The 23,286-nt window shown below is 67.8% G+C and carries 18 protein-coding genes and 2 pseudogenes; 5 read left to right on the forward strand and 15 right to left on the reverse strand.

Annotated features, from left to right (window positions below; all coding sequences use genetic code 11):
* Positions 1–54 precede the first annotated feature (54 nt).
* Together C6A82_RS15875 and C6A82_RS15880 are read left to right on the forward strand one after the other, a co-directional pair.
* The gene (locus C6A82_RS15875; protein ID WP_105343869.1) at positions 55–1,662 is read left to right on the forward strand and encodes an ATP-binding protein; all 1,608 of its coding nucleotides are present in this window, start codon (positions 55–57) and stop codon (positions 1,660–1,662) included.
* The gene (locus C6A82_RS15880; protein WP_105343862.1) at positions 1,655–2,317 is read left to right on the forward strand and encodes a response regulator; all 663 of its coding nucleotides are present in this window, start codon (positions 1,655–1,657) and stop codon (positions 2,315–2,317) included. Before C6A82_RS15875 ends, C6A82_RS15880 begins: the two co-directional genes overlap by 8 nt.
* A gap of 70 nt (positions 2,318–2,387) precedes the next feature.
* Here the strand turns inward: C6A82_RS15880 and C6A82_RS15885 are convergent, their stop codons facing one another.
* Both C6A82_RS15885 and C6A82_RS15890 read right to left on the reverse strand, forming a co-directional pair.
* Positions 2,388–5,681 (reverse strand): LuxR C-terminal-related transcriptional regulator, encoded by a 3,294-nt coding sequence (locus C6A82_RS15885; protein ID WP_396836145.1) that lies wholly within the window; start codon positions 5,679–5,681, stop codon positions 2,388–2,390.
* A gap of 144 nt (positions 5,682–5,825) precedes the next feature.
* Positions 5,826–7,370: a phospholipase D-like domain-containing protein gene (locus C6A82_RS15890; RefSeq protein WP_199193684.1), complete on the reverse strand. Its 1,545-nt coding sequence runs from the start codon at positions 7,368–7,370 to the stop codon at positions 5,826–5,828.
* 71 nt (positions 7,371–7,441) lie between these two features.
* Between C6A82_RS15890 and C6A82_RS15895 the strand changes: the two are divergent.
* Positions 7,442–8,673, forward strand: a pseudogene (locus tag C6A82_RS15895) (serine hydrolase domain-containing protein).
* Positions 8,674–8,682: 9 nt separating this feature from the next.
* Positions 8,683–9,405 (forward strand): type 1 glutamine amidotransferase, encoded by a 723-nt coding sequence (locus tag C6A82_RS15900; protein ID WP_105347262.1) that lies wholly within the window; start codon positions 8,683–8,685, stop codon positions 9,403–9,405.
* Here C6A82_RS15900 and C6A82_RS15905 read toward each other — a convergent pair.
* Positions 9,387–10,742, reverse strand: coding sequence for a TIGR01777 family oxidoreductase (locus C6A82_RS15905; RefSeq protein WP_105347263.1), 1,356 nt, complete (start codon positions 10,740–10,742; stop codon positions 9,387–9,389). The two genes, C6A82_RS15900 and C6A82_RS15905, sit on opposite strands and share 19 nt — an antisense overlap.
* Before the next feature lie 215 nt (positions 10,743–10,957).
* Here C6A82_RS15905 and C6A82_RS15910 point away from each other — a divergent pair, with 215 nt between their 5' ends.
* Positions 10,958–11,635, forward strand: coding sequence for a phosphoribosyltransferase (locus C6A82_RS15910; protein WP_105347265.1), 678 nt, complete (start codon positions 10,958–10,960; stop codon positions 11,633–11,635).
* Here the strand turns inward: C6A82_RS15910 and C6A82_RS15915 are convergent.
* From C6A82_RS15915 to murD, 12 genes and pseudogenes are all read right to left on the reverse strand, one after another.
* A complete protein-coding gene (locus C6A82_RS15915) occupies positions 11,632–11,961 on the reverse strand; it encodes a hypothetical protein (RefSeq protein ID WP_105347267.1) in 330 nt (109 codons plus the stop codon). The two genes, C6A82_RS15910 and C6A82_RS15915, sit on opposite strands and share 4 nt — an antisense overlap.
* 32 nt (positions 11,962–11,993) lie before the next feature.
* Complete coding sequence (locus tag C6A82_RS15920; protein WP_105347269.1) at positions 11,994–12,815, reverse strand: DivIVA domain-containing protein; 822 nt, start codon at positions 12,813–12,815, stop codon at positions 11,994–11,996.
* A 182-nt stretch (positions 12,816–12,997) separates the two neighbouring features.
* Positions 12,998–13,288, reverse strand: coding sequence for a YggT family protein (locus tag C6A82_RS15925; protein ID WP_105347270.1), 291 nt, complete (start codon positions 13,286–13,288; stop codon positions 12,998–13,000).
* A 93-nt stretch (positions 13,289–13,381) separates the two neighbouring features.
* The gene (locus C6A82_RS15930; protein WP_105347272.1) at positions 13,382–13,978 is read right to left on the reverse strand and encodes a cell division protein SepF; all 597 of its coding nucleotides are present in this window, start codon (positions 13,976–13,978) and stop codon (positions 13,382–13,384) included.
* Between the two features lie 54 nt (positions 13,979–14,032).
* Positions 14,033–14,773, reverse strand: a complete 741-nt coding sequence (locus C6A82_RS15935) for a YggS family pyridoxal phosphate-dependent enzyme (RefSeq protein ID WP_105347274.1) — start codon at positions 14,771–14,773, stop codon at positions 14,033–14,035.
* A 6-nt stretch (positions 14,774–14,779) separates the two neighbouring features.
* Positions 14,780–15,496, reverse strand: a complete 717-nt coding sequence (gene pgeF, locus C6A82_RS15940) for a peptidoglycan editing factor PgeF (protein ID WP_199193888.1) — start codon at positions 15,494–15,496, stop codon at positions 14,780–14,782.
* 31 nt (positions 15,497–15,527) lie between these two features.
* Positions 15,528–16,664 carry a cell division protein FtsZ gene (ftsZ, locus tag C6A82_RS15945; RefSeq protein ID WP_105347277.1) on the reverse strand — a complete coding sequence of 379 codons (1,137 nt, stop codon included), beginning with the start codon at positions 16,662–16,664 and terminating at the stop codon, positions 15,528–15,530.
* Between the two features lie 190 nt (positions 16,665–16,854).
* Positions 16,855–17,712 carry a cell division protein FtsQ/DivIB gene (locus C6A82_RS15950; RefSeq protein ID WP_233217063.1) on the reverse strand — a complete coding sequence of 286 codons (858 nt, stop codon included), beginning with the start codon at positions 17,710–17,712 and terminating at the stop codon, positions 16,855–16,857.
* A gap of 44 nt (positions 17,713–17,756) precedes the next feature.
* Positions 17,757–19,223, reverse strand: coding sequence for a UDP-N-acetylmuramate--L-alanine ligase (murC, locus tag C6A82_RS15955; protein WP_105347280.1), 1,467 nt, complete (start codon positions 19,221–19,223; stop codon positions 17,757–17,759).
* The gene (murG, locus tag C6A82_RS15960) at positions 19,220–20,329 is read right to left on the reverse strand and encodes an undecaprenyldiphospho-muramoylpentapeptide beta-N-acetylglucosaminyltransferase (RefSeq protein WP_396836151.1); all 1,110 of its coding nucleotides are present in this window, start codon (positions 20,327–20,329) and stop codon (positions 19,220–19,222) included. The genes murC and murG overlap by 4 nt, the downstream gene beginning before the upstream one ends.
* Positions 20,326–21,901 (reverse strand): annotated as a pseudogene (gene ftsW, locus C6A82_RS15965) (putative lipid II flippase FtsW). Before ftsW ends, murG begins: the two are co-directional and overlap by 4 nt.
* The gene (gene murD, locus C6A82_RS15970; RefSeq protein ID WP_105347283.1) at positions 21,861–23,285 is read right to left on the reverse strand and encodes a UDP-N-acetylmuramoyl-L-alanine--D-glutamate ligase; all 1,425 of its coding nucleotides are present in this window, start codon (positions 23,283–23,285) and stop codon (positions 21,861–21,863) included. Before murD ends, ftsW begins: the two are co-directional and overlap by 41 nt.
* Between the last annotated feature and the right edge of the window lies 1 nt (position 23,286).

Raw genomic sequence — 23,286 nt, forward strand, 5'->3', positions numbered from 1 at the left:
CCGGTGATCGAAGTCACTGATGAGAACGCAAAGGAAGTATTGGTCATTAAGTACATGACCTGGTCACGCAGCCTGGCCGGCCAGTTCCTAGTGTTTCAGCTGCTTGTGGCCGTCGTAGTGCTAATCGCAATCGCGATCGTCTCGGTCGCGCAGTCGACGAGGGAATTCCGCGAAGTCCGCGGTCAACGGATGATCGCGGTCGCGGAGAACCTGGCATCGACTCCGATCGTCCGCGACCGGTTTGCCGACCCGACGGCCGCGCAGGTGCTCGCACCGGAGACCGACCGCGCCGTCGCACTCTCGGGCGCGGGGATGGCGGAAATCCTCGGACCCGAGGGCACGGTCCGGGTGTCGTCGGAGCCGTCGCGCATCCGCGACAGGATGGATCTCGGCCCGAGCCGGGCCGACGAGGGGCGGGCGTGGTTCGGCGACGACGACATCGACGGAGCACACAGCCTTGTCGGACAGGTGCCGATCCTGTCGGTGAACGGCGACGTGCTCGCTGTCGCATCGGTCAGTGAGCCATATCCGTCGGTGTGGGAACAGCTCAGCGGTGCGGGCAGACGCCTTCTGCTCTACCTCGGCCTCGGCGCTGCTCTCGGACTGCTGGCCTCGTGGCTGCTGTCGCGGCGGATCAAGCGGCACACCCGGGGTCTGGAAGTCGCCGAGATCGCGGGCCTTGCCGACCACCGGGAAGCGCTGCTGCACAGCATCCGCGAGGGTGTGGTGGCGGTGAACAATGACGGTGACGTCACGCTTCTCAACGACAGCGCGCAAGAGCTGCTCGGCGTGGACGGCGCTGCGGTCGGCAATCGCGTGGACAGCATCGGGCTCGACCCTGCCGTCGTCGAATTCCTGCTCTCCGGCGACGACGGCCGCTCCGCCAACGACACCGTGATCGCCACCCGGACAAAGGTGTTGGCGTTGAACAGAAGGTCGGCGACCAGCCAGGGCCAGGTGATCGGCACCGTGACGACGATGCGCGACAGCACCGAACTCGCCGCGCTGCAGGGCCAACTGTCGTCGCACAAGAGCGTGACCGACACGCTGCGGGCCCAGACCCACGAGTTCGCCAACCAGTTGCACACCATCTCGGGACTGGTCCAACTCGGAGAGTACGACTCGGTGCGCGACCTCGTCGGCACGCTCACCCGGCGCCGCGCCGAGATCAACGACGCCGTCACCAGCCGGATCTCCGACCCCGCGGTGGCTGCGCTGCTGATCGCGAAGACCTCGCTCGCCGCGGAGAGCGGTGTGGCGCTCGAGCTAGCGCCGAGCTCTCATCTGTCCGCGCTGACCCCTGCGGTGGCGACCGATGTGATCACGCTACTGGGCAACCTGATCGACAATGCCGTGGACGTGTCGGTGGGAGCAGAACGGGCGCGCGTCACGGTCCATCTCATCGACGGAGACGGTCTGCTGATTTCGGTGGCGGACTCCGGACCCGGTGTGCCGGAGCATCTTCGCGAGGAGATCTTCGCCCGAGGCGTCACGTCGAAACCGGAGGTTGCCGGTGGCCGCGGGATCGGTTTGGCCCTGGTACGGCTGGTCACGGCGCAGCACGGCGGCTCCGTCGAGGTGACCGACGCCCCGGCGGGCGGTGCGCTGTTCGTGGTGCGGCTGCCGGAGACGTCGGCGTCGAGGCAGGCTGCGCATGCGTGAGGTGCTCGTCGTCGACGACGACTTCATGGTGGCCGAGATCCATCGCAGGTTCGTCGAACAGGTCGACGGTTTCCGCGCGGTCGGCGTCGCCCGAACCGGCGCCGAGGCGTTGACGGCGGCACGAACACTGCGCCCGCAGTTGATCCTGCTCGACGTCTACCTGCCGGACATGACGGGACTGGAAGTGCTGCAGCGTTTGCGATCCGGCGGGGACGGCGTCGGCGTCATCATGATCACCGCCGCGCGCGAGCTCGACACGGTGAGCGGTGCGCTCGACGGTGGCGCGGCCGACTACCTGATCAAGCCGTTCGAGTTCGACCAGCTGAAGGCGAAGCTGGAGGCCTTCGCGTCGCGCGCTGATGCCCTGGAGTCGGCGGGCGGCGTCGACCAGTCGCTGATCGACTCGCTCTTCGGCGGCGCAGGCGCCCCGTCACCGATGCTGCCGAAGGGTCTCGGCGTGGAAACCGGCCGGCTGGTGCTCGACGCGGTCAATGACGCCGGTGAAGTGTCAGCAGCGGAATGTGCTGCGCGAGTGGGTATTTCGCGGGTGAGCGCGCGACGCTACCTGGAGCACTATCTGAGCACGGGCACGTTGGGGGTCCGGCTGCAGTACGGCGTCGGCCGTCCTGAGCGGCGCTACCACGCGGCGAAGTGACGCGGCAGTTCATTGAGAGTGCCGCTGCGCAGGGAAACTGCGAGTGAGCGCGTGCGTGGTTGCAGTCTCGTCACTCGTGCCGGGCCGCTTCTTGCGCCAGCGCGACGCGTGAGGTGAGTCCGAGCTTGCCGTACACGTGCGTCAGGTGCGTCTGCACCGTGCGGTGGGATACGAAGAGCCTGGCGGCGATGTCCTTGTTGCCGAGTCCTTCACTCATCAGCCGCACGACATCGAGCTCGGTCGGCGTCAACGAATCCCAGCCAGTCGACGGCCGCTTGCGTTCACCGCGGCCTCGCTGCGCGTACGCGATCGCTTCTTCCAACGACAGCGCCGCACCTTCGGACCACGCGGAGTCGAAGTCGTCGTTACCCAGCGCATCGCGCAGGTTCGCGAAGAGCGACGTGTACTTCGGCTCGTAAAGCGGGTACCGAACCAACCCGCCCATATTCTTCCGGATCGCCGCCGCCGCACCGCCATAGCGCGCCGCCTCACGATGGCGGCCTTCGGCGGTGGACAGCTCGGCGAGGATGTCGAGAGCGTCGGGAACAATGAGGTACGCCTTGACCTCGGTGGCGCAGGAAAGGGCCTCATAGGCGTCGAGTTCCGCCTGCTGCGCGTCGTCCAGCGCGAGGGCGACATGCGCACGGGCGGTCAGCGCCTTACCCCGATGCCAGCCCATCATCGGCGCCACCAGTTGATCGGCCAGCTTCCGCGCTTCGTGGAGATCACCGCGAACGACGGCGAGTTCGACTGTCGGCATGACGTTGGCGATACCCAACTCGGGATGTTCCGACATTCGTTGGGCGACGATGTCGTTGACTTCGACAGCGGCCGTGATGTCGCCCTGCGCGAGAGCCGCCCGAGCCAGCGGCGCCAAGGCCCACATCTCGACGAAGGGCCCGAGGCCCGAGCCGTACTCGACGGCTTCCTCCGCCAGTCTCCTGGACTCGGCCGTCTCGCCGATCTCCATATGTCCGTGGGCGAGTGCGATGCGGGTCAGCAACGAATAGAAGGCATCGTCGGTAGCGTCCGCCTCGGCGAGAAGCTCCCCGAGCACCTCGAATGCCAGGGCCAGCTCACCGCGCTGGAAGCTGGCAATCCCGCGCCCCCAATACCGACACATCCGCGCGATGAATCGGTCGCCGACGGCGTCGGCATACGCCTCGCCTTCCTCGCCCGCGGCGGCCGTCGCGACGGGATCTCCGGCAAGGCATGCCGTGTACGAATGCCAGGCGAGGACCTGGCTCAACCGCCAGCGGTCGCCGAGTTCCCGAGCCACATCGAGCGCCTCGGCGATGTACGGCAGCACCTTGACGACATCGAATGCTGCGGCCGCGATACAGGAGGTGAGCGCGCGGGCGAGCAGGGCGGGATCATCGAGTTCACGCGCGATCGACAGGGCTTCCTCTGCCTTGGCGAATTTCCGGGTATCGACGGTGAGGGCACCCAGCGCCGCGCTGTCGGCGAGCGATCGTGCGCGGACCGCCGCACTCACATCGCTCGCGCCGCTCACGTCGATCGCGTCGAACCACGCCAAACCCTCCAGCGGTCGGCCTTGCAAAAGCCAGACCGGGTACATGGAGCATGCCAGCTGCAGCGCCCGATCCGATTGGCCGTGCTCGACGCTCCAGGCGAACGCCGCACGGAGATTGTCGATTTCGGCTTCTGCGTCGGCGAAAAGAAGCTCGAAGGCAGCCGGTGACGGGACGTCGAATCGTTGGGCTATCGACTCGAAGTACTCCCGATGGGACTCGCGCATCTCGTCGGCCTCGCCCGATTCGCCGAGCTTCTCCATCGCGTACTGCCGGATGGTCTCCAACAGCCGGTATCTGGTACGGCCCCGCTCGGTTTCCGCGATAACCAACGACTTGTCGACGAGCAATGACAACTGATCGAGGATCTGGTGGCGTGGTAGCCCATCGCCACCGCAGACCTCCTGCGCGGCGGCGAAATCGAACCCGCCCATGAATACCGAAAGGCGGCGGAACAGGACGCGTTCGGGCTCGGTCAGCAGCGCATGCGACCAGTCAACCGATGCGCCGAGACTCTGCTGACGCCGCACCGCGCGGCGAGCGCCACCGGTCAGCAGCCGGAAGCGGTCGTGAAGGCTGTCGAGAATCTCGGTGAGCGACAGCGCGCGCACTCGGGCCGCCGCGAGTTCGATGGCCAGCGGCATGCCGTCGAGGCGTTTGCAGATTTCCGTGACGGTGACGGCGTCGTCACCGACGGCGGTGAAGTCGGGCCTCACCCGGCGCGCACGGTCTGTGAAGAGTACGACCGCTTCGTCGGTCAGCGACAGCGACGGCACCCGCCACGTCACTTCCCCGTCGAGCCCGATCGGTTCCCTGCTCGTGGCCAATACCGTCAGACCGGGGCACGCCTCGAGCACGGCCACGATCAGATCGGCGCTGGCATCAAGCAGGTGCTCGCAGTTGTCGAGCACCGCGAGCAGGCTACGATCCCCGATGAAGTGGACCAGGCTGTCGATCGTCGACCGGCCCGGCTGATCGGTAAGGCCGAGCGCGCGTGCCACCGCAACGGGCACCAGGTCCAGATCCGTGATCGGCGCGAGGTCAACATATCCGACGTCATAAGGAGCGTCACCCGCGACATGGATCGCGAGGCGCGTCTTACCCGATCCGCCCGCGCCGGTCAGCGTCACCAGCCGGTTGGCACTCAGGAGTTCGCGCACCTCGGCGATCTGGCGTTCGCGGCCGATGAAGCTCGTCAGTTGGACCGGAAGACGTCTGGCTCTCTCGGGTTCCGGTGTCCGGAGTGCAGGGAAGTCATTGCGGATGTCGGGGTGGCACAGCGCGACGACGCGTTCCGGCCGAGGCAGATCGCGAAGTGGATGCACGCCGAGGTCGTTCAGCCAGGCGTCGTGGGGCAGGTGGTCGAGCACCATCGACTCGGTCGCACTCGACAGCAGGGTCTGGCCGCCGTGGCCGAGGTCGCGGATCCTCGCGGTCCGGTTGATCGTCGGACCGATGTAGTTGCCTTCGTCGCGCAACTGGATCTCGCCCGTGTTCAGCCCGATCCGCAGCCGGATAGGCGCGAGCGGCGCCCGCTGCAGCGCCAGCGCGCACGCGACCGCATCGCTGGCGCGCGCGAACGCGAGGACGAAGCTGTCGCCCTCGCCCTGCTCGACGGGACGCACGCCGTGGTGCGCGGCGACCAGAGCGGTCAATGTGTCATCGAGTCGAGCGATGGCGGCGGTCATCGCGTCGGGCTGGGTCTCCCACAGTCCGGTGGAGCCCTCGACGTCGGCAAGCAGCAGCGTCACCGTGCCTGTCGGTAGCCCGCTCACAGCGGAGGCCATCTTGCTCCTCACGTCCGCGGGTTCGCTCCACTCGAGTTGGCTCATGATAGCCAGCATGTGCCCTGGGCAGGCCGCAAAACATCAGCGCAAGCGCGTATATACCGATGTTCGGCCTCGAGACTGCGGCCATGGCGAAGAATTGCGAGTAGCGGCCTACGTCAAGGCCATCTCGATGACGAGGTGGCCCGATCACCACTCGTCTTTGAGCCGCGCCCGATAGGACCGCCCATCGGGATCGTAGAACGCGCGATACGCCGGTTCGGCCCAGAGCCGGGTCAGCAGGCCGAGGTTCTCCGGCTGGTGCGGCCGAAGCCGGCCAGGAGGTCGAGCGCCCTTGCCGCCGTTGGCATGCCATTCCTCCAGCGCGGTCGCCGAAGCCTCGATCTCCTGCACGACGGTGTCGAGGTCGACGATCCCGTCGTCCTCGCTCCCGTCGACAGCGCGATCGAGGTGTTCACGGATCAACCGCAGCCGCAGGTCACGCGCGAACTCGCCGGTGTCGTCGAGAACCGCGCACGACAGTTCACTGTCGTGCGTCCACGAGCGGCGATTCAGGTTGTCGCTGCCGACCGTCGCCCAGACGTCGTCGATGACGCACACCTTCGCGTGCACGTAGACGGGCGTGCCCTCGTGGTTCTCGACGTCGAAGATGTGCACGCGTTGTGGATCGGCGGCACGGCACGCCTCGATGGCCTGCTGTCGCCCAACGAGGTTGGGCGGCAACGACAGTCGACCGTCGACGTCGGGGTGACGGGGCACCACAGCGATCAGGTGCAGAGCGGGGTTGTCCGTTATCGCGCGGGCGAACAACTTGGCCACCCGCTTCGACCACAGATACTGGTCCTCCAGATAGATGAGTCGCCGTGCGCGACGTACCGCCTTGGAATAGCCACGGGCAATGCTGCGCTCGCCGTGCGGTGCGAAGTCGTATTCGAAGTGCGCGTCGGGATAGGTGCGGAGCACCTGAACGGAGTGCGGCCCGCACGGCGGCGGATCCGCGGGCTGTTCGGGCAATGCATCCGGTTTGAGGTCCGCGCCACGGAACTTGTCCATCAGCCACGCGATGGGCGAAAGCATGTCGAGCGGAGCGGGATCGTTCCACCGCTCCCGGAAGGTGGCGTCCAACGCCCCCACCACCGGGCCCTGCAGCCGGAGCTGAACGTCATGCCACGGCGGATGGTCGCCGTACTGCTTGGACATCTGCTGCGCCTGCCGGTCACCGCGATGGTTCTCGTCGTCACGCCGGGAGTGACACAGGTCGATGCCGCCGGCGAAAGCAACGTCACGCTGGGGATCGCCGGGGCGTCGAATCACCACGAGCTTCTGGTGGTGGGAACCACCGAAGCGCACCCGCTGATCGAGCAGCACCTCGCCGCCCGCAGCCTCGATCGCCTCGCCGAGATGCTGGTTCTCCTCCTCGCTGTAGGCGAACTTGTCCAGATGCGAGCGCCACACCAAACCCTTGACGACGACGCCGCGTTCGGCCGCCTGGCAGAACAGCTCCCGGACGGTCGGTCCGCCATCGCGCATCTTCTCGTCGGGGTCGCCGCGCCAATCGGTGAAGAAGAGATAGTCGCCTTCGCCCAGCGTCTCCACTTCGCTGACCAGGCGGTCGAAGTAGGTCGCGCCGTGAATCAGCGGCTCGGCGCGGTTACCTGCACACCAGATGGGAATCGTGGTGGTCGGGTTTCCTCGCTCGTCCGCGGTGAGGAACCAATCTGCGAGTTCCGACACGCGAACCGGATAACCGAACGCCGACATCGGTAAACGCACCGCTGCACCACCCGCTCTGTCAGGATCGCCGCATGCTCCTCACGCGCCACATCGTCGGCCTGGCCTGCGCGCTCTTACTCCTTGCAGGCTGCGGCCCGACGGGTCCCCCGGCAGGCCAGCCGCCCGCGTCGACGACAGATCCGCCAAGGCCGACGCGGTGATGACGATCGTGCGCGACACGATGGCCGAAGCGCACCTCAATGCGGTCATCGTTCGGGTCACCATCGACGGCAAGGAGGTCGTCACCCGGGCGGTCGGCGACTCGATGGCAGGAGTCCCCGCGACGACGAACATGCACTTCCGCAACGGCGCGGTCGCGATCTCCTACGTCTCGACCCTGCTGCTGATCCTCGTCGACGAAAAACGGGTCGGCCTGGACGACAAGCTGTCGAAATGGCTACCGGACGTGCCGAACGCGGACAGGGTCACCCTCGGCCAGCTGGCCCAGATGACGTCCGGGTACGTCGATTACGTCATCGGCAACACCGAATTCGAAGAGGCGCTGTACAAAGATCCGTTCCGGGCTTGGGAACCCGACCAGCTTCTCGGCTTCGCGACGAGCAAGCCGCTCGTCTACGAGCCGGGCACCAACTGGAACTATGCCCATACCAATTATGTGCTCCTGGGAAGGGCGCTGGAGAAAGCCACCGGACAGCAGATGCCGGAGTTGCTGGGAGACAAGGTTTTGCGGCCGCTCGGGCTCTCCAACACCGCGAACTCGTTCACTCCGCAGATCCCGGCGCCGGTACTGCACGCGTTCACCAGCGAACGGCGACAGGCGCTGAAAGTACCAAGTGGCACACCCTTTTACGAGGAGTCCACGTTCTGGAATCCATCGTGGACCATCACCCACGGCGCAATACAGACGACGAACATCTACGACATGGAGGCCAGCGCAAGCGGGCTGGGCTCCGGCAGGCTTCTGACGAAGGACTCCTACGCCACGTTCGCGTCGACCGACCTGCGCGGCAAGACCAGCGCGCTGCCCGGCTGCACGACCTGCATGGCGAACGACGACAGCTACACCTACGGGATGGGAATCGTGATCTCGGGCAACTGGCTGCTGCAAAATCCGTTGTTCGCGGGCGAAGCCGGAGTGATGGCCTACCTTCCGGCCAAGCGGATCTCAATCGCCGTCGCCGTCACCTACCAACCCGACGCCTTCGACGATCAGGGCAATTACCGCAACGAAGCCGATACCCTCTTCAGCCGCATCGCCAAGGAACTCGCCCCGGACGACGCACCGCCTGCCGCTCCCAAATAGTCTCTCCCCATGGCACCGCAAGTCTTGTTCATCCACAACGAGCACCTCGCCACCGAGGGCCTGCTCGGCGAGGCGTTCACCGAATGCGGCTACGACGTCGCCACATTCGGGGTGGTGCCCGCCGAGCGCGTGGACGACCCGGCTGGCGACGTGCAATTTCCCGATCCGACCCGTTACGACGTCATCGTGCCACTCGGTGCGCGGTGGCCGGTCTACGACGATGCGCTGCAACGTAGCTGGGTCGGCGCCGAGATGCAGATGATGCGCGACGCCGCCGACGCGGGCGTACCGACGCTGGGGGTGTGCTTCGGCGGTCAGCTACTGGCGGCGGCCTTCGGCGGTTCCGTCACCCGATCCACCGAACCGGAGATCGGCTGGTACGACGTGACGAGCGACGACGAGAGCCTGATACCCGGCGGGCGATGGTTCGAATGGCACTTCGACACATGGACGCTTCCGCCTGGCGCCACCGAGATCGCGCGAACGGCGAACGCATCGCAGGCATTCGTGCTCGGCAGGGCGGTCGCGCTGCAGTTCCATCCCGAGGTCGACCACGACATGCTGCAACGTTGGTTCGCCGACGACCGCAACGGCGAGGTTGTGGGCGCGGGCCGCACCCACGCCGAACTACTAGCGGCGACAAGAGAACTCGAGGACAGTGCGGCTCGCAGGATCCGGGCGCTGGTGCGCAGCTTCGTGTCGCGGGTCGCCGGTCAGCCGTGCCCGAGCTGATGGGCCAACGCGTCGGACACAGTCGCGTGCCTGAATCGATGGCCCAGCTGCGTCAGTTTCGTCGGCACCACCCGTTGATCGGCCTGGGCGAGTTCGCGGACGCCCTGCCCGCCCAGCAGAAGCCGCGGCCCGACCGACGGCACCGGTAACAGCGCGGGCCGGTGCAGGACACCAGCAAGCGACTTCGTGTATTCGCTGTTGCGCACGGGCTCGGGCCCGACCGCGTTGACCGGTCCGGTCAGCCGCGCGTCGTAAAGCGCCCGGTAATAGACGTCGAGCAGGTCGTCGATGCCGATCCAGGACAGCCATTGCTCCCCGCTACCCAACCGCCCGCCCAGCCCTGCGAGGAAGAGCGGCCGCAGCAGCCGCAACGTGCCGCCCGCGGCCGCCTGCACCACGCCGGTGCGGACGTTGACCACCCGGATTCCGGCGCCGGCCGCCGGGCCGGTGGCGGCCTCCCAGTCTGCGACCACGTCGGCGAGGAAACCGTCGCCGCGAACGCTGTCCTCGCACAGCAGCGCATCGCCGCGGTCGTAGCCGTAGAAGCCGACCGCCGAGGCGCTGACGAACACCGACGGGCCGTCATCGCTGTCCGCGGCCGCCTGCGCCAGCTTCCGCGTCGGCTCGATACGGGTATCCCGGATCGCGGCTTTGTGTCCCTCGGAGAAGCGTCCCGCGATCGATGCGCCCGCCAGATGGATCACCGCGTCGACACCCGACAGCAGGTCTGCCGCGGGCGCCTCGGGCCGCCACTGGCGCTCGTCCTCGGCGCGTGCGGCAGGACCCCGGACCAGCCGGATCACGCGATGACCGCCGGTGGTCAGGAAGGCCGTCAGCGCGGTGCCCACCAACCCGGATGCGCCGGTGACGGCGACGACCATAGGTTCGGCACCTGCGTCAGCCGCATCCCTGTGGGCGGCGAGGTCGTCGGCCAGCTGGCGATGCCGGTAGACGAACGTCGGCCGCAGGGCCGCACCGGGAACCGTGGTGTCGACCTCGTCGCGCACCCTCGTGCCGCCGCCGGGCTCGGCGGAGAACTCGTGGGTGTGTCGCCACCAGCCGATAACGCGCGCTGGCAGCGACCGCGGCCCCGCCGAGGACAGCGCGTCCACGAACCGGTGCGGCGGGTCGAATCCGTCCCGATCGTGCTGGGCGATCCACCGCAGCCCGCCAGGCAGGCCGAGCACCGCCTTACCGTCAGCCAGCGACTCGGTCTCGGCCACCACCGTCATCGGCTGCCACGGCGGAACCAGCCGCGCCATGGCACCCGGCCTGGTATGCCAGGCGAACACCTCGGCCAACGGATGGTCGACGACGCTCTCGTATTCGATGCCCATGGTTCCTCTCGCGGTGCTGGCCCGGCTCGGCTCGCGCGCGTCCCCTGCCCTGCGGGCGTGGGCCCACCGGTCCTCGCTTCGCTGCGATCCTCACTCACGTTCGCCTTCGCGTGCTGATGCGTGATATTCGGAGTCGCCGCGCAGTTGGATTGCCCGTCGTAGGCTAGATGAGTCCCAGGACGGGGAATCCGCCCAGGAACGGGAACACAACAGTCATGGCCGGTTGGAGTGGGCTCGCGCGCCGCAACGCGAGACGAACCTTCCGGGACCGCTGCGCAGCAGGTCGGGTCCTGGCGCAGGAGCTGGCGGCTTATCACGGCAGAGACGATCTGCTCATCCTCGGGCTGGCGCGCGGCGGCGTCCCGGTCGGCTGGGAGGTGGCCGCAGCGCTGCGGGCACCGCTTGACGTGTTCCTGGTCCGCAAGCTCGGCGTTCCGCAGTGGGAGGAACTCGCGATGGGCGCCCTTGCCAGCGGCGGCGGCCTCGTGGTCAACGACAGCCTGATGAGGAACCTAGGCATCGGCGAGCAGGCACTGCGCGAGGCCATCGACCGGGAGACCGAGGAACTCAACCGCAGAGAGCGCGCGTACCGAGGCGACAGGCCGCCTGCCGATCCGGAGGGCAAAATCGCAATCCTCGTCGACGACGGGATCGCCACCGGCGCCAGCATGCTCGCCGCCGTGCGCGCGGTGCGCACAGCGGAGCCGGCGAGCGTTGTGGTCGCGGTTCCCGTCGGACCGCAGTCGGCGTGTACGCAACTGGGCCGCGAGGCCGACGATGTGGTGTGCGCGACGATGCCCGAGTCGTTCGAGGCCGTTGGACAGGTCTACGCAGACTTCCACCAGGTCTCCGACGACGAAGTGCGCGAGCTGCTGGCTAAGCCGACGCGCTAGCGCGGGTTGCGGTCTTCCTCGACGACCTCTGGGGCGTCGCTGTCGACGGATTCGGCTGGGGCTGCAGCTGTTTCGTCTTCTGCCAGGGCCGGGGTCTCGTCCGGATAGTCCTCGACGTCGTCTTCGTTCGCATCGTGAGCCGAGGCGTCGGACACGGAGTCGTCGTTGGCGTGGGAACGCTCGCGAAGCGCGTCGACGATCAGCAGCACGACGCCGATGACGCTGGCGGCGATACAGACCCAGGCGATCAGCGCATTGCTCGTGACGACCGCAGTCACCAGGGCCGCTAGGCCGATGACAGCGAGCACGAGGGCAACGATCAGCATTGGTCAATCCCTTCGCCGGCGGGCTTGGGAGCTTAGTTGTTGCCGCGGTTGAACTGATTGAAGCCCGCGCCGCCGTCATTGTTGGCGCTCGAGTCGACCGGCGCCGCCGAGCCGCGCTGGCCGAGCTCCTCGAGCTGGGATTCCAGGTAGGTCTTGAGCCTGGTGCGGTATTCGCGCTCGAACGTGCGCAGCTGCTCCAGCCGGCCTTCGAGCACGGTGCGCTGCTGGTTGATGGTGCCCATGATCTCGGAGTGCTTGCGCTCGGCATCCGCCTGCAGCGCATCGGCCTTCTCCTGGGCCTGACGCAGTTGGGTCTCCGAGCGGGTCTGTGCATCGGCGAGCATCGTGTCCGCCCGCTGACGCGCCTCGGCGACGGTGGACTCCGCGGTCGCCCTCGCCTCGCTGACCATCTGGTCGGCCTGCGACCGGGCGTCGGCCAACAGCTTGTCCGACTCGGCCTTGGCGGTCGTGGTCAACCTGTCGGCGGTGTCCTGCGCCAGGCTGAGCACGCGGGCAGCCTTGAGATGCTGGTCCTCACTCGCAGGTGCGGGTGGCGGCTGCGGCGGGGCTTCGTAAACGGGCGCCGGCGCCGGCTCGGGTTCGGGCTCGGGCTGATACAGCGGGATGGCCTGCGTCGGCTGAGACTGGGCTCCACCGCCTGCCCGTGCGCTGCTCAGCTCGGAGTCCAGTTCGGTCACTCGCTGACGAAGGTCGGCGTTCTCCTCGACGAGCCGGGTCAGCTCGTTCTCGACCAGATCGAGGAAGGCATCGACCTCGTCCTCGTTGTAGCCGCGCTTGCCGATGGGTGGCTTGCTGAACGCGACGTTGTGGACGTCGGCTGGAGTGAGCGGCATTGTCTGCCCCCTAGATGGTCTGGACCGTCAATCGATCTCAAAGTGTAGAGCGTCAGTGGAGTAACTGGCGTCCATCCTGTCACACGGGACACGCCGGTTGCAGGTGAGGCCAATAATTAAGAACGAAATTCAATCTTCTTAAGGCCAATTGCCGTGTTCGGCAAACGCCGATCCGGGCGGGTTCACGCCGCCGCGCTGAACGCCAACTGCATCCCGATGAAAGCGATGAGCAGCAGCACCATGATCGACAGGTCGAAGCGGATCGCCCCTATCGTGAGCTGCGGAATAATGCGGCGCAGCAGCTTCACCGGGGGATCTGTGAGCGTCATGATCACCTCGAGCACAACCACGGTGAGGCCCCTCGGCTGCCAGTCGCGGCTGAACGAGCGGATGAATTCGACGACGACCCTGGCGATGAGGAGCAGCCAGAAGACGAACAGCGCGAAACCCAGAATCTCAAAGAACAGGGCCAACTAAGCCGACCTCACTACAGCCGATGTGATGTTCCATACAGACCGCAGACCGATGCCGGCGGCGCGTTGCCGTCAGCCTACCTGGCGACCGACCTACTGATAGGCGTAGAAGCCGGTCTCTGCGATGCGCCTGCGGTCATCGGGGGTGACATCGACGTCGGCGGGCGACAGCAGGAACACCTTGGTCGCAACCTTGTCGAACGAGCCGCGCAGCGCGAACGCGAGACCGGCGGCGAAGTCGACAAGCCGCTTGGCATCGGCGTTGTCCATGGTGACCAGGTCCATGATCACCGGTGTGCCGTCACGGAAGCGCTCGCCGATGGTGCGCGCCTCGCTGTAATCCTTGGGCCGCAGCGTGGTGATCTTCGACAGCGGGCTGCTCTCGTCGAACAGCATCGCCATCCGGCGCGGATCCATGGCAAGCGCGCCGCGGGTCGAACCGCGCAGGGGCGCGAACCTCGGTGCGGCACGATCGAAGTCGCGCGGGTGGAAACGGCCCTCGCCGCGGTAGCCGCCTGGCATCTCCTCGTCGTCGTAACGGTCGTCGTAGCGGCCGTAGCCCTCGTCGGCGAACCGCTCACGGCGCGGATAGGCGCGGGCGGGACGGTCCTCGTCGTCGTAGTACTCGTCGTCGTAGTCGTCCATAGGCGCCATGCCGAAGTACGCCTTGACCTTGTGCAGTGTGCTCATCGCTGGACCCTTCTTGCGTGATGCCTGTGATGAAGATGTGACTGGAGTGACTACTCAGGGTGACGTTAGAGGACGTTGCCCCAATAGCGCGGTACCGACACGCACACACGTCGAACCATGTTCGACTGCCGCCTCGAGGTCGCCGGACATCCCGGCCGAAAGTTCGAGGCGCTGCTGGTACAGGACTTGTACCCGCTGATGCTCGGCGTGCAAACGCGCGAAGGCCTCTTCGGCGTCCGAGCCGAGCGGCGGAACACCCATCAAGCCGACGAACTCCAACCCCTCCGCCGCCTGCGCCTGTGCGCACAGTTCGTCGACGAGGTCGGGCCGGGCGATGTCGACGCCCCCGCGTTCGGGGTCGCCGTCGAGGCTGAGCTGGATGTAGACCCGCAACGGCGCTGCGCGCGCCCCCTCGGCGAGCGCATCGGTCGACGCCCTGTCCAGCGCGGTGATCAGCCTGGCGCTGTCCACCGAGTGCGCGGCGTAGGCCCAGTTGGCAATCGACCGCGCCTTGTTGCGCTGTATCCGCCCGACCATGTGCCAGCGAATCGGCGAGGCGGGTCCGGCAGAATTACATTCGGCCGCTTTGGCGGCCGCTTCTTGCTCGCGCGATTCGCCGAATGCATCGCAGCCCAATTGCGACAGAATTAGCACATCGGTTGCTGGAAAGAATTTCGTAATCGGGAGCAATTCAATTTCGTCACTGTTACGACCCGCGGCTTTGGCAGCGTCGGACAGTCGTTCGCGCACCGCCGTGAGCGCATCGACGAGTTCGGCCTCCCGCGTGGTTGCCATCGGCGGTTACTCGATCCAGACCACGGACGCCAGCCGTCCGGTCGGGGCATCCCGCCGATGGCTGAACAGGTTGGGATCCTCCATCGTGCACCGAGGGTCGGCATCGATGGCGGTGACGCCCAAACCCGTTAATTGCCGGGCGATTCCGGCTCGCAGGTCCAGTCCTGGCGTACCCCGCGAGGTGGTTGTCCTGCTGCCGGGCAGGGCCGCCTCGACCTCGTCGGCCATCGCGGCGGGCACCTCGTAGTTGCGGCCGCTGACCGAAGGGCCGAACAGCACGGAGATGTCTTCAGGGTTCGCACCGGCGTCACACATCGCCTCGACCGCGCGCGCCACCACGCCGATCTGCGCGCCGACCCGGCCTGCGTGGACGGCCGCCACCACCCCGGCACGGGTATCGGCCATGAGAACGGGAACGCAATCGGCCGTTACGACAGCCAATGCCAATCGCGGCGTGGTCGTCACCAATCCGTCGGTGTCATCGACTGTGCCCGCTCCCCCTTCTCGAGGACCGTCAACCCGCACCACGCGGTCGCCGTGCACCTGGTTCATCCAGACCACCGCATCGGTGTCCAACCCGATGGCCGACGCCAGCCGCTTCCTGTTGGTCGCGACGGCCGCCGAGTCGTCGCCAACGTGGTCGCCGAGGTTGAACGTGTCATAGGGCGGCGCCGAGACGCCGCCGGCGCGGGTGGTGGTCACGCGCCGAACCCGAACACTCACGATCCCAGTATCCGCCGGGGCGAGACCGGTCTCAGTGCCGCATGAACGGTGGCACGTCGACGTCGTCGTCATCGTCGCCACCGATGCTGACCGTCGAGCCGTTGGTGTGCACCGGGACGCTGGCGGCATCGGCGGGCTCGAACAGCGACGAGGTCACCTTGCCGGCTGTCGCGGGCGCGATGGCCTGGCCGTTGCCGCCGACCACCGGCTTGCGACTCGGTCCCGCTGCGTCGAAGCCTGCGGCGATCACCGTGACCCGCACCTCGTCGCCGAGTGAATCGTCGATCACTGTGCCGAAGATGATGTTGGCCTCGAGGTGTGCGGCGTCCTGCACCAGCGAAGCGGCCTCGTTGATCTCGAACAGCCCGAGGTCGCTGCCGCCCGCGATGGACATCAGCACGCCCTGGGCACCCTCCATCGACGCCTCGAGCAGCGGCGAGTTGATGGCGATCTCAGCCGCCTTCAGCGCCCGTCCGTCGCCGCGCGCCGAGCCGATGCCCATCAGAGCCGTGCCCGCGCCGGACATGATGCCCTTGACGTCGGCGAAGTCCACGTTGATCAGACCGGGAGTGGTGATCAGGTCGGTGATGCCCTGCACTCCGTTGAGCAGCACCTCGTCGGCGCTGCGGAACGCGTCCATCAGCGACACCGCGGCGTCGCCCATCTGCAGCAGGCGGTCATTGGGGATGACGATCAAGGTGTCGCAGCTCTCGCGCAGCGCGGAGATGCCCGCTTCGGCCTGATTGCTTCGCCGCTTGCCCTCGAATGAGAACGGCCTTGTCACCACGCCGACCGTGAGCGCGCCGAGCTTGCGTGCGATGTTGGCGACGACGGGCGCCCCGCCGGTGCCGGTGCCACCGCCCTCGCCTGCGGTCACGAACACCATGTCCGCGCCGCGCAGGAGCTCCTCGATGTCGTCCTTGGCGTCGTCGGCGGCTTTTCGCCCGACCTCCGGGTCGGCGCCGGCGCCGAGTCCCCTTGTGGAGTCGCGGCCGACGTCGAGCTTGACGTCGGCATCGCTCATCAACAGCGCCTGTGCGTCGGTGTTGATCGCGATGAACTCAACGCCCTTGAGGCCGTGCTCGATCATCCGGTTGACGGCGTTGACGCCGCCGCCGCCGATTCCGACCACCTTGATGACGGCGAGGTAGTTGTGCGGGGGGGTCATCGCGATCGCCTTTCCTACCTGGTTGCATTTCATGCGCGAACCCCTGAGCAAACCCTCGACCTCAACAAGAGGTTTATAGTTATGTCAAGTTGTTCCGCGCAAACAGAACGGTAGGGCGAGGTCAACCACTATCCATGCAGGCGCGCCGACGGAAACGCGGAGAATTTCCGACCAACCGGCCGCGACTCCGTCACTTGACCGTCGGCAAATCGGGGCTCGACACGTCATAGGTGTGGCCCGGCTGGGTCAGCAGCGCGGCAAGCTTCTGCGCCTTCTCCTCCGTGCGGTCGGTGGTGCCCCACACCACTTCCCTGCCGTCGACCAACGTCAGCGTGATCGACGCGACCGACGGCGCCGACACCCGCGCGACCTGTCCGGCCACCTCCGGCCGCAGCGCGGTCATCACCGCGAGTGCCGCCTTGGTCGGCGGATCGCTCGGTCCTGGGTTGTCGACCTCGAGGTAGGGCAGGTTGGGCGGCGGCGGCCCTGTCGCGAAGTCCACCCCGTCACGGTCGAACAGATGCGGTCCGTCCGGAAAATCCTTGACCGCCACGGGCACCCGCTCGACGACCGTGATGCGAAGGGTCGACGGATACTCGCGCTGCACCCGCGCGGTGGCGATCCGGCGGATGGTGGCCACCCGCTCGGCCACGTCGTCGGTGTTGACCTGCAGAAGCGGGGTGCCCTGCTTGACGGCAGCGGCGGCGATGACCTCTTCCTGTGTCACCGTGCCGACTCCGGTGATGACCACGTTGCGCGCCGCCATGATCGGGGTGAAATACAGCAATAGGCCGAGCCCGACGAACAGCACAACCAACAGAACCGTCCACACCACCAGCTTCAGGCCCCGAACTGCGCCCCGTCCAACGGGTTTGGCATCTTCGGTCGCCTTACCCTGTACGCGCCGCTTGGCATCGCGCCGCGCTTGTTCGATCGCGACGGCGCGGGCTTGCGCCTCGCGGCGCGCTTCGCGTTCCCGCCTGGCGCGCCTGCGCGGGCCCTCGAACTCCTCAGCAGGCGGGGGTTCTTCGGCGGGCGTCGGCTCCAGGTCGGGCGCGGCCGTCGCCTCGGCGCCGTCCTCCTCCTGCTCGGTCACTGCGCGCCCGTTTCCGGTTCGTGTTGCGGCGCTGACCTGTTGGCCCGTGCCGCGAGCGCATCGACGATCTCGGGACCGAGCATCGTGACATCGCCCGCCCCCATCGTGATGACCACATCGTCCCTGCGTACCGCCTTGGCGACCTGCTCGGCGACCGCGGAGAAGTCAGGCAGGTAGTGCACCGGCTTGCTCACGTGCTGTGCCACCGAAGCTCCGCTGACACCTGCCATCGGCTGCTCCCGCGCGGCGTACACGTCGAGCACGAAGACCTCGTCGGCGATGTCGAGCGCTTCGCCGAACTCGCGCGCGAATGCTGCCGTGCGCGAATACAAGTGCGGCTGAAACACCACCACCGAACGACCGTGACCGCTCTGCTCGGTGACGGTCCGAACCGCCCCGAGGGTGGCACGAACCTCGGTCGGGTGGTGGGCGTAGTCGTCGAACACCCGCACCCCGTGCGCCGTGCCGACCAACTCGAAGCGGCGCCGCACACCCTCGAAACCGGCGAGCCCGTCGATGACGCGCTCGGCGGGCGCCCCCACTTCGACCGCCGCGAGCAGCGCCGCGAGCGCATTGAGCGCCATATGCCTGCCAGGCACCGACATCCGCATCGCCCGCTGATGGTGTTCGCCTGCCAGTTGAATGTGCGCCACCGCGCCGGTGTTCTGCTGCTCCCAGCTGACCAGCCTGCCCGCCAGGTCGTCCCGGCCGTCGCTGCCGTACCGCAGCACCCGGATGCCCAGCGCCGCCGTGCGTTCGGCCAGCGCGGCCGCGCCCGGATCGTCGGTGCATACGACCACCGCGCCGCCCGGCGCCAACCGCTCGACGAAGTCGTCGAACACAGCGCCGTAAGCCTCTGCGCTGCCGAAGAAGTCGAGGTGGTCTGCTTCGATGTTGGTCACCACGGCGACATTCGGTGTGTACTCCAGCAGCGAGCCATCGCTTTCGTCCGCCTCGGCGACGAAACAGTCGCCGCTGCCGTGGTGGGCGTTCGTCCCGGCCTCACCGAGATCACCGCCGACGGCGAACGAAGGATCGAATCCGCAGTGCTGCAACGCCACGATGAGCATCGACGTCGTCGTGGTCTTGCCGTGTGTACCGGTCACCATCAGGGTGGTGTAACCGTCCATCAGCCGGGCCAGCACCACCGGCCGCAGTATCACCGGGATACCGCGGCGCCGTGCCTCGACGAGCTCGGGGTTGGTCTTGGGGATGGCCGCATGGGTGGTCACCACCGCGGTCGGCCCGCCCGGCAGCAGGCCAAGCGAGGACTCGTCATGGCCGATGCGGATCACCGCACCCCGCGCACGCAGCGCGGCGACCCCGCGCGACTCCTTGGCGTCGGAGCCCGACACCAGCCCACCCCGGTCGAGCAGGATGCGGGCGATCCCCGACATGCCTGCTCCACCGATGCCCACCATGTGCACCCGGTGGAGCTCGTCGGGCAGCGAAATGGTGCTCACCGGCCCGACTTTCGGCTCCAGGCCACCTCCACGGCGATTTCGGCGACCTTCTCCGCGGCGTCGCGGTGGCCCGCCATGGCCGCTGCGGCGGTCATCGCGGCCAGTCGCGGAGTGTCGTTGAGCAGGGCCGCGACCGTGTCGCCGACGAACTCGGGCGTGAGGTCGGCGTCGTCGACCAGAAGGCCGCCGCCTGCGTTCACGACGGGCAGTGCGTTCAGCCGCTGTTCGCCATTGCCGATCGGCAGCGGCACGTACACCGCGGGCAGCCCAACGGCTGACACCTCGGCCACCGTCATCGCGCCGGACCGGCAGATCGCGAGATCGGCTGCGGCGTAAGCGAGATCCATGCGGTCGAGGTAGGGCACCGCGACGTACGGCGGGTCACCATCGGCAGGCTCACGCAGATCGAGGGTGTTCTTCGGCCCGTGCGCGTGCAGCACCGACACACCGGCGGCGGCGAGGTCCTTGGCCGCGGGTGCGACCGCGCGGTTGATCGACTGGGCGCCCTGCGATCCGCCGAACACCAGCAGTACCCGTGCATCGTCGGCGAACCCGAAGTGGGCGCGGGCCTTTGCCCGCTCCGCCATCCGGTCCAGGGAGGTGATCGCCGACCGCACCGGCACACCGACCACCTCGGCGCGCGGCAGACCGCAGTCGGCGACCGCGGACAGCACCCGGCGCGCCGAGCGGGCGCCGAGCTTGTTGGCCCAGCCCGCGCTGGCGTTGGCTTCGTGCACAACGACCGGCAACCGGCGCCTGCGTGCAGCAAGGTAGGCGGGCACCGCGACGTAGCCGCCGAACCCGACGACGACATCGGCGTCGACGTCGTCGAAGACGCGACGGGTCTCCTTGACGGCACGGCGCACCCGCCAGGGCAGCCGCAGCAGGTCGACGCTGGGCTTACGCGGCAGCGGGACAGGCGTGATGAGTTCGAGGTGATAACCCCGCGCCGGTATGAGCCGGGTCTCCAGTCCGCGCTGAGTGCCGAGCGCGGTGATCCGCACGCCCGGTTCCAGCAGGCGCAGCGCATCGGCGACGGCCATGGCGGGTTCGATGTGGCCCGCCGTCCCGCCGCCGGCGATGATTACCGAGATGGGCCCATTCACCCGTGCCGTTGACCTTCCAGTGTGCGAGCCCGTCGGCCCTGGTGGCGCTGTCCAGCGGCACTCCTGCTGACACGCTCTTCGCGTGTGCGGGAGCTCTGCTGACCGCCTCCATGATGCACTGAGCGTCGCACCGGCCGGTCGGCCGTATGGGGTTTGCGTCGGTTGTCCGCGGCCGGTTTTCGCTTCGGCTTGGCGCCAGGCTTGTTACGGCGTGACCGCAGCCGGTCGCGCAGCGCCTCGGTACGGGTCGGCAAGTAGGGCTGCGGCAGCGGCAACCGGAGCAGCCGGTTGACCCGGTCGTCCTGGCCCGCCCGCAGCACGGCCACCGCCTCCGGTTCATGCCTGGCCGCGTTGGCGATCACGCCGATGATCAGAAGTGTTGTCGCCGTTGAGGTCCCGCCCGCCGAGATCAGCGGCAGCTGCAAGCCCGTCACCGGTAGCAGGCCGACGACATAGCCGACGTTGATGAACGCCTGGCCGAGCACCCACATGGTGGCCGTCGCGGTGAGCAGGCGAAGGAACGGGTCGGCCGAGCGGCGCGCGATCCGCATGCCGGTGTAGGCGAACAGACCGAACAGGCACAGCAGGCCCGCAGCGCCGATGAAGCCCAGTTCCTCGCCGATGATCGCGAAGATGAAGTCGTTGTGCGCGTTGGGCAGGTAGTTCCACTTGGCGGTGCCCTGGCCGAGGCCGTCGCCGAAGAAACCGCCGTTGGCCAGGGCGAACCTGGCCTGTTTGGCTTGGTATCCGGAGCCCTGCGAGTCGGCGGTCGGGTTCAGCCACGACATCACCCGGTCGGACCGGTAGCCCTCGGCCATGGCCAGCACCGCAGCCGAAAGGACGACGGCGAACAGTGACGACAGGAACACCCGCAGTGGCAGACCGGCGTACCAGAGCAGCGCCAGCAGGATGATGCCGAGCGATACCGTCTGCCCGAGGTCGGGCTGGGCGACGATGAGCGCAAGCGCGATCACGGCGGCGGGTACCAGCGGGATCAGCATCTCCCGCAGCGAGGCCCGCTCCATGCGGCGCGCCGCCAGCAGGTGCGCGCCCCAGATGGCGAAGGCGATCTTCGCCAGCTCCGAGGGCTGCATGGACAGCCCGGCGACGACGAACCAGCCGCGGGAGCCGTTGGCTTCCTTGCCGATTCCCGGTATCAGCACGAGTACCAGCAGCACGATGGTGACTGCGAAGCCGGTGAACGCGAGGCTGCGCATGGTCTGCACCCGCATCCGCATCGCCGCATAGAACGCAAACAGGCCGACCAGCGTCCAGATCAACTGCTTGCCGAAGATCACCCACGGCGAGCCGTCCTCGTCGTAGGAGTGCACGCCGGACGCGGAGAGCACCATGATCAGACCGAGCGAGGTGAGAAGCGCGGCGACCGCGATGATCAGGTGGAACGAGGTCATCGGTCTGCCGAGCCAGGCGCCGATCGCGGTGCGCGGCTCGCGATTGCCTTCGGCGGTCACCGCGTCCGCAGCACCGGTCCGGCGGAGCTTCAGCCGGCTCAAGATGGTCGACATCGTCGCTACCGCGCCGCGTGCACGGCGGCCGCGAAGGCGTCTCCACGCTCGGCGTACCCGCTGAACTGGTCGAAGGATGCGCCTGCGGGAGCCAGCAGCACTGTGTCGCCCGGGCGCGCCAGCCGACGGGCGGCGGCCACGACCTCAGTCATCAAGCGAGTCACAGAATTCACATCTGACTCATTAGTCTCAAGCACCACAGAATCCTCCCCCGTCACAACCTCCACAACGGGTACATCCGGGGCGTGTCGCGATAACGCGTTGGCGACCAGCGCGCGGTCCCGACCGATCAGCACCGCCCCGACCAGGCGGTTCGCCACCTCGGCGACCAACTCGTCGACCGATGCGCCCTTGAGCAATCCACCGGCGATCCACACCACCCGCGGGTACGCCGCGATGGATGCGTGGGCGGCGTGCGGGTTGGTGGCCTTGGAGTCGTCGACGAAGGTCACGCCGTCGACCTCCGCCACCTTCTCGGCGCGGTGCGGGCCGAGGTGAAACGACGTCAGCGCATCGGCGATCGCCCCGGCGGGCACGTCGACCGCGCGGGCAAGGGCGGCGGCCGCCAGCGCGTTGAGCACACCGACGGGACCGGGCACCGGGATCGACGCGCTGTCGGCGAGCACCAGGCCGTCGGCGAAGGCGCGGTCGACCAGCGCGCCGTCACGAACCCCCAACTCCCCCGCGGCCGGGTCGCCGAGCCTGAACCCGACCCGAAGCTCCGCTGCCGCCCGATCGAGAAGCCCGGCCGCGACCGGATCGTCCAGCCCGGCGACGGCCACCCGGCCGTTCAGCGCCCGCGCCTTGTCGGCGGCGTACGCGTCCATCGAACCGTGCCAGTCGAGATGGTCCTCGGCGACGTTGAGCACCACCCCAGCGTCCGGCCGCAGCGACGGCGCCCAGTGCAGCTGGAAGCTCGACAACTCCACTGCGAGCAGCTCGGCGGGTTCGGCGAGCATGTCGATCACCGGGTTACCGATGTTGCCGCACAGCACGGCATGGCGCCCGCCTGCGACCAGCATCGCGTGCAGCATCGACGTGGTGGTCGTCTTGCCGTTGGTGCCCGTCACCACCAACCAGCGCTTCGGGGTGCCGAACCAGCCGGCCTGATCCAGCCGCCAGGCCAACTCGACGTCACCCCAGATCGGTACATCCGCTGCCGCTGCGGCGGCCAGAACCGGTGTGGTTGGCGCAAATCCGGGGCTGGTGACGACGAGGGCGTAGTCGGCGATGCGGTCGACGGCCTCGGCGGTGGTGACGACGGACGCGGGCGTGACGAGTCGCTGGAGGGCCAGCGGGTCGTCGTCGCAGATGGTCAGCCGCACACCCGTCGACTCGAGTGCGGCGCTCACCGATCGGCCGGTGATGCCAGCACCGGTCACCAGCACGCGGGTGCCGGGCACGAGCGGCGCGACGGCGCGGCGGTTCACG

This window comes from Mycobacterium sp. ITM-2016-00318, assembly GCF_002968285.2.
Lineage (GTDB): Bacteria > Actinomycetota > Actinomycetes > Mycobacteriales > Mycobacteriaceae > Mycobacterium.